Here is a 10,354-nt window from a genome sequence, read left to right on the forward strand (position 1 = left end):
AACCCGGCCGCCGCGCGGTCGCCGGCGGCCCCGGACGCACCGGCGGCCGGACCCTCGACAGGAGGGGTCCGGCCACCGGTGCGTACGTACACCGCGTACAGCAGGGGGGCTGCCTCAGAAGGCGGCCTCGTCGAGCTCCATGAGGGAGTTGTCGACGGCCTCGGCCAGCGCGCGCTGGACCGAGACGCCCGGCAGGACCTGGGCGGCGAAGAACTTCGCGGCGGCGATCTTGCCGGTGTAGAAGGGCACGTCCTTGGCGGAGGCGGTCGGAAGCTTCTCGGCGGCCACGGCGGCGCCCTTGAGCAGCAGGTATCCGACGACGACGTCACCGGAGGCCATCAGCAGGCGGGTGGTGTTCTGGCCGACCTTGTAGATGTTCTTGACGTCCTCGCCGGTGGCGGTGAGGTCGACGATCATCTGGCCGACGATGGCCTCCAGGTCGACGGCGGCCTTGGCCAGCGCGTCGCGGGCCGGGGCCAGCTCCTCGCCGCCCACGCCCTCGGCGAGGAACTTCTTGATCGTCTCGGAGAGGACGTTCAGCGAGGCGCCCTGGTCGCGGACGATCTTGCGGAAGAAGAAGTCCTGGCCCTGGATGGCCGTGGTGCCCTCGTAGAGGGTGTCGATCTTGGCGTCCCGGATGTACTGCTCGATCGGGTATTCCTGGAGGTAACCGGAACCGCCGAAGGTCTGCAGGGACTCGGCGAGCAGCGCGTACGACTTCTCCGAGCCGTAGCCCTTGACGATCGGCAGGAGCAGGTCGTTGAGGCCGATCTCGGCGGAGGCGTCCTCGCCGGCGGCCTCCTTGAGCTGGATCGCGTCCTGGACGGAGGCGGTGTACAGCACGAGGGCGCGCATGCCCTCGGCGTAGGCCTTCTGCGTCATGAGCGAGCGGCGCACGTCGGGGTGGTGCGTGATGGTGACCTTGGGCGCGGTCTTGTCCATGAAGTTGGCCAGGTCCGGGCCCTGCACGCGCTCCTTGGCGTACTCCAGTGCGTTGAGGTAGCCGGTGGAGAGGGTGGCGATGGCCTTCGTGCCGACCATCATGCGGGCGAACTCGATGATCATGAACATCTGGCGGATGCCGTCGTGCTTGTCGCCGATCAGCCAGCCCTTGGCGGGGTGCCGGTCGCCGAAGGTCATCTCGCACGTGTTGGAGGCCTTGAGGCCCATCTTGTGCTCGACGTTCGTCGCGTAGACGCCGTTGCGCTCGCCCAGCTCGCCGGTCTCCCAGTCGAAGTGGAACTTCGGGACGAGGAAGAGGGACAGGCCCTTGGTGCCCGGGCCGTGGCCCTCGGGGCGGGCGAGGACGTAGTGGAGGATGTTCTCCTCCATGTCGTGCTCACCGGAGGTGATGAAGCGCTTCACGCCCTCGATGTGCCAGGAGCCGTCCTCCTGCTGGACGGCCTTGGTGCGGCCGGCGCCGACGTCCGAGCCGGCGTCGGGCTCGGTGAGGACCATGGTGGAGCCCCAGCGCTTCTCGACCGCGATCTGGGCGATCTTCTTCTGCGCCTCGTTGCCCTCGGCGTGCAGGATGCCGGCGAACGCCGGGCCGGAGGAGTACATCCAGATGGCCGGGTTCGAGCCGAGCAGCAGCTCCGCGTAGGCCCAGATCAGGGAGCGCGGGGAGGTGGTGCCGCCGATCTCCTCGGGCAGGCCCAGGCGCCAGTACTCCGAGTCCATGAAGGCCTCGTAGGACTTCTTGAAGGAGGCCGGGACCGGGGCGGTGTTGGTGGCCGGGTCGAAGACCGGGGGGTTGCGGTCGGCGTCCGCGAAGGACTCCGCGAGCTCGTTCTCCGCGAGGCGGGTCAGCTCGGACAGGATGCTCTTGGCGGTCTCGGTGTCCATCTCGCCGAACGGGCCGGTGCCGTACAGCTTTTCGCGGCCGAGCACCTCGAAGAGGTTGAACTCGATGTCGCGGAGATTCGACTTGTAGTGCCCCATGGCGACGGCTCCGTTAAGGCTCGGGGAGACAGGTTCCTCGTACATACCAATCGGTAACCTCATGATGCTACCCACCAGTAATAAGACGCAACCCTTCTGCGGCGACTGTGACCAGCGTCAAGCGGGTCCCGCTGGAGGGTGCCTGGGGGCCGGGGCCGCTCGGTAGGCTTCGGCCCATGTACGGCTACGACCAGAACGTGAGCGCGGGACAGCAGCAGTACGCCGCACCGCAGCAGATGGCCGGCGGGTACGGCGAGCAGCCGCTCTACCCCGAGCCCTCGCCGCCGTCGCTCGCCGACGCGGTACGGGCCTTCACCACCGGGTCGCTGTCCGCCGAGGACTTCCAGCAGATCTTCGCCACCTCGAAGGTCTACTGCCCGCGCGGCGAGACCCCCGGGTTCCTGGCCCTGCACAACACGCAGCAGCCGGTCATCCCGATGTTCACCACCCTCAAGGAGCTGCGCCGGTACGCCGGCAAGGAGTCCAAGTACTTCGTGATCACCGGCGCCGAGGTGATCGACCTGCTGCCGACCGGCTACGGCTTCGTCCTGGACATGGAGGGCGACCACCGGATGGTCTTCGACGCGAAGGCGGTCGAGCAGATGGTCGACTTCGCGATGCGCCGCATGTACGGCTAGACCTCCTCGCCGCGCGGGCGGGCGTCGGGCGCCGGCATCGCGCGGGCCCTGCGGGAGCTTTCGCCCGCGGCCCGGCCGCCGTTCGGCCCGCCGCGCCCCGACGGCGACGTGGCGCCGTTCGCCGAGCCCGCTGAGGGACCGCGCGGGACCCCGCGGCCCCGCCGCCCGGGCCCCGGGCCGGACTCCCGGCCGTGCGCCGAGACGCCGGGACCGTGAGACGTGGGGCCGCCCGGACGGCGCCCTCCGCTCGGCGTACGGCCGCCCGTGCGGCGGTGCTTCCATGTGGCCGTCGCCCGGCCCGCCCGGATGGTGGCCGCGCCCGGCATCAAGGCGATCCTCGCCGCCCTCCTCCCGGACGCCTTCTGGCCGGGACGGCCTCCGTGGCGGGGCGGGCCGCCGGGCTTCGAGTGCCCGCTGCTCGCCGGGCGCCCCGACCGCTCGCACGTCCCGGTCCACCCCGCCCGCGCCGCCCCTTCCGCCGGCGGGCCCGGGTGGCCGGCCTCCGGCTGCCGGTGCGGCAGCGCGCGGCGGTCCTGATCGCCACGCCGCCGGGACGGCGGGGAGGTGCCGTCGGGGCGCCCGGACGGGGGGTGGTCCGAGAGGGTCGTGGGCCCCGGGGGAATTACTCCGGGGCCCCTTCCGTTCTGTGCGGGTGGCAGGAAGTTCGAGATTCAACTAAACTTCTCGCAAGAAGGAGGTCCTGACCATGCCCGCAGTGACTGCTCAGAACCCGCTCGCGCTCCCGCGCGTCATCACCCCCGCCGAAGGCGCCCAGGCCCGACCCGTGCTCGGGGTGGTGGACGCGCCCTCCGGGTTCGAGGGCGAGGGCTTCCCGGTGCGCCGCGCGTTCGCCGGGATCAAGTACGAGTACCTCGACCCGTTCATCATGATGGACCAGATGGGCGAGGTGGACTACGCGGCCGGAGAGCCCAAGGGCACCCCCTGGCACCCGCACCGCGGCTTCGAGACCGTCACGTACATCATCGACGGCACCTTCATCCACCGTGACTCCCACGGCGGCGGCGGAGTCATCACCAACGGCGACACCCAGTGGATGACGGCGGGCTCGGGCCTGCTGCACATCGAGACCCCGCCCGAGGAACTCGTCATGTCCGGCGGCCTCTTCCACGGCCTCCAGCTGTGGGTGAACCTGCCCGCCAAGGACAAGATGCTGGCGCCCAAGTACCAGGACATCCGCGGCGGCACCGTGAAGCTGCTCGCCTCTCAGGACGGCGGCGCCCTGATCCGCCTGATCGCGGGCGACCTCGCGGGCCACGCCGGCCCGGGCGCCACGCACACGCCGATCACGATGATCCACCTGACGGTCAGCCCCGGCGCCGAGGTCACGCTGCCCTGGCGGCCCGACTTCAACGCCCTCGCCTACGGCCTCGCCGGCAGCGGTGCGGCGGGCTCCGAGCGCCGCCCGTTCCGGATGGGCCAGACCGTGGTCTTCGGCTCCGGCGACGAGCTGACGGTCCGGGCGGACGCCGCGCAGGACTCGCGCAGCGAGACCTTCGAAGTGGTCATCCTCGGCGGTCTCCCGATCCGCGAGCCGATGGCGCACTACGGGCCGTTCGTCATGAACAGCCACGCGGAACTCCAGCAGGCCTTCGACGACTTCCAGGCGGGCCGCCTGGGCGTCATCCCCAGCACCGACGTGACCGGCCTCGGCCACCGCGGCGCCGGGCAGGCCGACCCGGAGGAGACGGCCTGACCGGCCCGAGGGCCCGGAACACCGGGCCCGGCGCACCCCTCACGCGGGGCTCCCGGGCCCGGGCCCCGCGGCCGGCTCGGCGTACCGGGCCCGGATCTCCGACACGACGCCGGACACCGCGGCCGTCAGCGGCACGGCGAACAGCATCCCGAGGACCCCGGCGACGCCCGCCCCGGCGGTGATCGCCACCATCACCGTGGCCGGGTGCATCTGTACCGTCCGGCTCTGGACCATGGGCAACAGGACGTGCCCCTCCAGCATCTGCACGGCCAGCACCACGCCCAGCGTCCAGAGCGCCACGGCCCACCCCCGGTCGGCGAGGGCCACCAGCACGGCGACGGAGCCGGAGACGAAGGCCCCCAGGTACGGGATGTACGCCCCCACGAACACCAGGGCGCCCAGCCCGACCGCGCCCGGTACGCGCAGCACCAGCAGCCCCGCGGTGATGCAGACCGCGTCGATCGCGGCGATGAAGGTCGTGCCGCGCATGAACCCCTCGACGGCCCCGTAGGCACGGCGGGCCATGGCCTCGACGACGTCCCCGGCGGAGCGCGGGGCGAGGGAGCGCAGGGCGTCCGCGGCGCGGTCGGAGTCCCGCAGGAAGAAGAACATCAGCAGGAGCGCGAGCACCGAGGTCGCGGTCATCGCGCCGACGGCCCCGAGGCCGCCGAGGAAACCGGAGGCAACCGTACCGCCGAGGTCGGCGAGAAACCCCTGGGCGTGTGCGGCCAGGTCCCGCACGGAGGCTCCGGCGGCCCCGAAGCGCTCGGCGAGCTCCTCGCCGGCCTGCTTGAGGGCGCCGAGGATCTGGTCGCCGGTTTTGACCAGCGCGGTCGCCACGATGTACGCGGCCCCGCCGGCGACGACCACCACGGCCAGGCAGGTCAGTACGGCGGCGAGGGAGCGCCGCATCCCCATCCGGACCAGCCGCCGGTGCAGCGGGCCGAGCAGGGCGGTCCCCAGCAGGGCGAGCAGGACCGGAGTGACGGCCGTCCTGAACACCACGCAGAGCCAGACGCCGATCCCGACCACGCCGGCCGCCAGCAGGACCACGGCGCACCAGGCGGCCAGCCGCCGGACCGGTTCGGGGAGGAGAGGGGTCGTCGGGTTCGGCATGACCCGGTCCGCCTTTCGGTGGCGCGGCCCCGGAGGCCCGGGGCGGGTGGTCAGGTGGCGGGCCGGGGTGACTCCCGGTCCTCGTCGCCCTTCGGTTTGGACCGTTCGTACAGCTCGAACCAGATCGACTTGCCCTCGCCGCGCGGGTCCACTCCCCAGACGTCGGCCAGCATCTCCATCAGCAGGACGCCCCGCCCGCTTGAGGCCATCTCACCGGGGTGGCGCTTGTGCGGCAGCTCGTCGCTCGCGTCGGCCACCTCCACGCGCAGCCGCCGCGCTCCCGGCTCGCCCGCCGCCTCCACGACCAGCAGCGCGTCGCCGTCGGTGTGGACCAGGACGTTCGTCACCATCTCGGAGACCATCAGCACCGCCGAGTCCACCTGCTCCGGGTCCGCCCAGTCGTGCAGCAGCTCGCGGACCTGCCGGCGGGCGCCGGCGATCCGGGCCGGCTCGGCCTGGGCCACGGTCAGCACCGTGCGCCGGACGGGCCGTACGGGATGCGCCGCGACGGTCCCGCAGCCGCAGCTCGGGCTCTCGCGGCACAGCAGCACCACGGCGATGTCGTCCTCGCGGCGGTCGGCCAGTGGCCCGGTGGTGTGGTGCGAGGACGGCCCGTGCACGGCCTGGACCAGCAGGTCGGCGAGGCGTTCGAGGTGGTTTTCCGCGTCCCCGCCGCCCGCGGCGGCGGCGGTGCGGTCGTGCGCGTCGGTCTCCAGGATGGCGCGCAGCCGGGCCCAGCCCGTGTCGAGGTCGTGCCCGCCGGTCTCGATGAGCCCGTCGGTGCACAGCATCAGCGTCTCGCCGGGCTCCAGCGCGAACCGGGTCGTGGGGTAGTCGGTGTCGGGGACGATGCCGAGCGGCAGCCCGCCGGCCGTCGGCCGCATCAGCACCGTGCCGTCGGCCATCCGCACCACCGGGTCCGGGTGCCCGGCCCGGGCGATCTCCAGCGTGCCGGTCCGCGGGTCGCACTCCACGTACAGGCAGGTCGCGAAGCGCGGGCTGCCGAAGTCGTCGTCGGGTCCGTCGCCGGGTCCGGCGGCGGGGTCCTCGTCCGCGGCGGGAGCGGAACACAGCCCGGCCAGGAAGCGGGAGGCGCGGGAGAGCACCGCGTCGGGCCGGTGACCCTCGGAGGCGTACGCCCGTACGGCGATCCTCAGCTGGCCCATCAGTCCCGCGGCCCGTACGTCGTGCCCCTGGACGTCGCCGATGACCAGGGCGAACCGGCCCGAGGGCAGCGGGATCACGTCGTACCAGTCGCCGCCGACCTGGAGCCCGCCGCCGGTGGGGACGTAGCGGGCGGCGATGGTCATGCCGGGGATGTCGGGGCCGAGCTGGGGCATCATCGACCGCTGGAGGCCGGTGGTCAGCTCCCGCTCCGACTCGGCCACCCCGGCCCGCTGGAGTGCCTGGGCCAGCATCCGGGCCACCGTCGTCAGCACCGACCGCTCGTCCGGGGAGAAGCTCACCGGGTGCTTGAACGCGGCCATCCAGGCCCCCAGCGTCCGGCCGGCCACGATCAGCGGCAGGAAGGCCCAGGAGGCCCGGCCGAAGTCCCGGGCGAGCGGCCAGGTGACCGGGAAGCGCCGCTTGTACTCCTCCGGCGTGGGCAGGTAGATCGCCCGGCCGGTCCGGACGACCTCGGCCGCCGGGTAGTCCGTGTCCAGGGGCATGTCCGAGAAGGGTCCCTCGTCGCCCGGGGCGTGCCCGTGGTGGCCGATGACCGACAGCCGCTCGCCCTCCGTCCCGAAGACGGCCAGCCCGTCGGGGCTGAAGCCGGGCATGGACAGCGAGGCCGCCACCCGCAGCACCTCGGCCGTCGAGCGGGCCTCGGCCAGCGCCCGGCCCGCGTCCAGCAGGAAGGCCTCGCGGGAGCGCCGCCAGTCGCCGGTGATCGGGGTGTGCGCGGCCGTGGTGCCGGGCTGCGGCTCGGCGATCTCCTGGATGGTGCCGATCAGCTCGTAGTCGACGCGGCCGTCGGCGGTCCGGTTCTCCAGCGGCTTGGAGCGGCTGCGGACCGTGCGCAGCACCCGTCCGTCCTCGTCCATGATCCGCAGCCGGGCCTCGGCGAGCGTCCCCTCGGCCACGGCGAGGTTCACGATGCCGTTGATCTCGTTCCAGTCCACGGGGTGGAACCGCGCGCGGGCGGCCGCCTCGGGCAGGACCACGGGTTCCGCGGGCAGCCCGAGCAGCCGGGCGGCCTCGCCGTCGAGGGTGACCGTTCCGGACGCGTTGTCCCACCGCCACAGGCCGGTCGCGATGGCGGTCAGGACGTCCTCGGTGCGCACCCGGCCATCTTTACAGGTCATGCGGCCACGGCGCCCGTCCGGCGCCGTCCGCGGCCGCGCTCCGGGCGCGCCCGGTGAGGCTTGCTCCCGGACGGTAACCTTGGGACGGTTGAGTCCACCTTGAAATCGCGTAGAACTGGATGACTGATGCATCGGTACAGGTCCCACACGTGCGGCGAGCTTCGTGCCTCCGACGTCGCATCCGACGTCCGGCTGAGCGGCTGGGTGCACAACCGTCGAGACCTGGGCGGCATCCTCTTCATCGATCTGCGTGACCACTACGGCATCACGCAGCTCGTGGCCCGCCCCGGTACCGCGGCGAACGAGGCCCTCAGCAGCGTCACCAAGGAGACCGTCGTCCGTGTCGACGGCAAGGTCGTCTCCCGCGGTGCCGACAACGTGAACCCCGAGCTCGCCACCGGCGAGATCGAGATCGAGGTCTCCGAGGTCGAGGTGCTCGGCGCCTCCGCCCCGCTGCCCTTCACGATCAACACCGACGACGGTGTGAACGAGGAGCGGCGCCTGGAGTACCGCTTCCTCGACCTGCGCCGCGAGCGCATGCACCGCAACATCATGCTGCGCTCGGCCGTGATCGCCTCGATCCGCTCGAAGATGGTGGCCCTCGGCTTCAACGAGATGGCGACCCCGATCCTCACCGCGACCTCCCCCGAGGGCGCCCGTGACTTCGTCGTCCCGTCCCGCCTGAACCCGGGCAAGTTCTACGCCCTGCCGCAGGCCCCGCAGCAGTTCAAGCAGCTGCTGATGATCTCCGGCTTCGACCGGTACTTCCAGATCGCGCCCTGCTTCCGCGACGAGGACGCCCGCGCCGACCGTTCGCCGGGCGAGTTCTACCAGCTCGACGTCGAGATGTCCTTCGTCGAGCAGGAGGACGTCTTCCAGCCGATCGAGAAGCTGATGACCGAGCTCTTCACCGAGTTCGGCAACGGCCGCGAGGTCACCTCCCCGTTCCCGCGGATCCCGTTCCGCGAGTCGATGCTCAAGTACGGCAACGACAAGCCCGACCTGCGCGCCAAGCTGGAGCTCGTCGACATCACCGACGTCTTCGAGGGCTCGGAGTTCAAGGCGTTCGCCGGCAAGCACGTGCGTGCGCTGGCCGTGCCGGACACCGCCGACCAGCCGCGCAAGTTCTTCGACGGCCTCGGCGACTACGCGGTCTCGCTGGGCGCGAAGGGCCTGGCGTGGGTGCGCGTCGGCGAGGACGGCGCGCTGACCGGTCCGATCGCCAAGTTCCTCACCGAGGACAACGTCAAGGTCCTCACCGAGCGTCTGGGCCTGGCCGCCGGGCACGCCGTGTTCTTCGGCGCGGGCGAGTTCGACGAGGTCTCGAAGATCATGGGCCCGGTCCGGGTCGAGGCCGCCAAGCGCGCCGGCCACTTCGAGGAGAACGTCTTCCGCTTCTGCTGGATCGTCGACTTCCCGATGTACGAGAAGGACGAGGAGACCGGCAAGATCGACTTCTCCCACAACCCGTTCTCCATGCCGCAGGGCGGCATGAAGGACCTGGAGGAGAAGGACCCGCTCGACATCCTGGCCTGGCAGTACGACATCGTCTGCAACGGCATCGAGCTGTCCTCCGGCGCCATCCGCAACCACGAGCCCGAGGTCATGCTGAAGGCCTTCGAGATCGCCGGTTACGAGGCCGAGACGGTCGAGCGCGAGTTCGCGGGCATGCTGCGCGCGTTCCGCCTGGGCGCCCCGCCGCACGGTGGCATCGCCCCGGGTGTGGACCGCATCGTGATGCTGCTGGCCGACGAGCCGAACATCCGCGAGACCATCGCCTTCCCGCTGAACGGCAACGCCCAGGACCTGATGATGGGCGCGCCGACGGTGCTGGAGGAGAGCCGCCTGCGCGAGCTGAACATCGCCCTGCGCAAGCCGGTCGAGACGAAGGCGGCGGACGCGAAGCCGGTCGCCGAGGCCGTCCACCCGGACGCCGCGCGGTAACGCTGCCGCTCCTGTGACGGGAAGGGCCCGGGATCCTTGGGGATCCCGGGCCCTTCGTGTGTCCGTCTGCCGTCAGAACCGGTCGAGGAGGCCCTTGAGGAGGGCGGACGAGGTCAGCTCCGCGGGGGCGGGGCCGGCGTGGAAGAAGCCGGCGTTCTCGGCGTCCAGCTTGCGCAGGAAGTCGAAGGCCTTGGCGTCGTGGTCGCCGAACGCGACGAACTGCCAGTGGATGCCGGGGGCGGTGGCGGCGGCGTCCGCGATCGCCTGTCGGGCGGGGCGGACGTTGTCGGGGGCGCCGTCCGTCTGGAAGACGACCAGGGCCGGGCCCGTGCCGCCGTCCTTCAGGTACCGCTCGACGACGGCCTCGACGGCGACGTGGTAGCTGGTGCGGCCCATCCGGCCGAGCTCCGCGTGGCGGGCCTCGACCCAGCCGTCGTCGTGGTGGTCGAGGGTCAGCTCGGCGGTGCCGTCGAGCTCGGTGGAGAAGAACACCGTGTGGACGGTGGCCTCCTCGTCCAGGTGCGCGGCGAGGGCGAGGGCGTGGTCGGCGAGGTACTGGACGCTGCCGTCCTTGTAGAACCCGCGCATGGAACCGGACCGGTCGAGGACCAGGTACACCCTGGCCCGCGGCTACCTGCGGCGCCCCGCGCTGACCGCCGAGCGCTTTCCCCTCGACCCCTTCGGCCCGCCGGGCT

Annotated in this window: 8 protein-coding genes; 4 read left to right on the plus strand and 4 right to left on the minus strand. The window is 72.0% G+C overall.

Translation table 11 applies throughout. The features are described 5' to 3' along the window. Nucleotides 1–114: 114 nt before the first annotated feature. On the minus strand, nucleotides 115–1,941 hold the full coding sequence (locus WDV06_RS21795) for an acyl-CoA dehydrogenase (RefSeq protein WP_395511451.1): 1,827 nt from the start codon (nucleotides 1,939–1,941) through the stop codon (nucleotides 115–117). Nucleotides 1,942–2,117: 176 nt separating this feature from the next. Here WDV06_RS21795 and WDV06_RS21800 point away from each other — a divergent pair, with 176 nt between their 5' ends. From WDV06_RS21800 to WDV06_RS21810, 3 genes are all read left to right on the plus strand, one after another. Beyond that, entirely contained in the window at nucleotides 2,118–2,579 is a 462-nt protein-coding gene (locus WDV06_RS21800; protein ID WP_042815576.1) for an SseB family protein, read from the plus strand. A 282-nt stretch (nucleotides 2,580–2,861) separates the two neighbouring features. Then, on the plus strand, nucleotides 2,862–3,116 hold the full coding sequence (locus WDV06_RS21805; RefSeq protein WP_395511446.1) for a hypothetical protein: 255 nt from the start codon (nucleotides 2,862–2,864) through the stop codon (nucleotides 3,114–3,116). Nucleotides 3,117–3,285: 169 nt separating this feature from the next. After that, nucleotides 3,286–4,293 carry a pirin family protein gene (locus tag WDV06_RS21810; RefSeq protein WP_395511447.1) on the plus strand — a complete coding sequence of 336 codons (1,008 nt, stop codon included), beginning with the start codon at nucleotides 3,286–3,288 and terminating at the stop codon, nucleotides 4,291–4,293. 39 nt (nucleotides 4,294–4,332) lie between these two features. Here WDV06_RS21810 and WDV06_RS21815 read toward each other — a convergent pair whose 3' ends face one another. Together WDV06_RS21815 and WDV06_RS21820 are read right to left on the minus strand one after the other, a co-directional pair. Further along, on the minus strand, nucleotides 4,333–5,409 hold the full coding sequence (locus WDV06_RS21815; RefSeq protein WP_395511448.1) for an AI-2E family transporter: 1,077 nt from the start codon (nucleotides 5,407–5,409) through the stop codon (nucleotides 4,333–4,335). Nucleotides 5,410–5,459: 50 nt separating this feature from the next. Continuing rightward, a complete protein-coding gene (locus tag WDV06_RS21820; RefSeq protein WP_395511452.1) occupies nucleotides 5,460–7,694 on the minus strand; it encodes a SpoIIE family protein phosphatase in 2,235 nt (744 codons plus the stop codon). Nucleotides 7,695–7,841: 147 nt separating this feature from the next. On the opposite strand from WDV06_RS21820, the gene aspS reads away from it, so the two are divergent. Next, nucleotides 7,842–9,659 (plus strand): aspartate--tRNA ligase, encoded by a 1,818-nt coding sequence (gene aspS / locus WDV06_RS21825; protein WP_395511449.1) that lies wholly within the window; start codon nucleotides 7,842–7,844, stop codon nucleotides 9,657–9,659. A 72-nt stretch (nucleotides 9,660–9,731) separates the two neighbouring features. On the opposite strand, the gene WDV06_RS21830 is transcribed toward aspS, so the two are convergent. Next, entirely contained in the window at nucleotides 9,732–10,247 is a 516-nt protein-coding gene (locus WDV06_RS21830; protein ID WP_395511450.1) for a VWA domain-containing protein, read from the minus strand. Between the last annotated feature and the right edge of the window lie 107 nt (nucleotides 10,248–10,354).

It is taken from the genome of Streptomyces racemochromogenes, from assembly GCF_044129415.1.
Lineage (GTDB): Bacteria > Actinomycetota > Actinomycetes > Streptomycetales > Streptomycetaceae > Streptomyces > Streptomyces racemochromogenes_A.

Coding starts and splice junctions, on each gene's coding strand:
- WDV06_RS21795 (WP_395511451.1), bottom strand. CDS start 1,941: ATGGGGCACTACAAGTCGAATCTCCGCGACATCGAGTTCAACCTCTTC.
- WDV06_RS21800 (WP_042815576.1), top strand. CDS start 2,118: ATGTACGGCTACGACCAGAACGTGAGCGCGGGACAGCAGCAGTACGCC.
- WDV06_RS21810 (WP_395511447.1), top strand. CDS start 3,286: ATGCCCGCAGTGACTGCTCAGAACCCGCTCGCGCTCCCGCGCGTCATC.
- WDV06_RS21815 (WP_395511448.1), bottom strand. CDS start 5,409: ATGCCGAACCCGACGACCCCTCTCCTCCCCGAACCGGTCCGGCGGCTG.
- aspS (WP_395511449.1), top strand. CDS start 7,842: ATGCATCGGTACAGGTCCCACACGTGCGGCGAGCTTCGTGCCTCCGAC.
- WDV06_RS21830 (WP_395511450.1), bottom strand. CDS start 10,247: ATGCGCGGGTTCTACAAGGACGGCAGCGTCCAGTACCTCGCCGACCAC.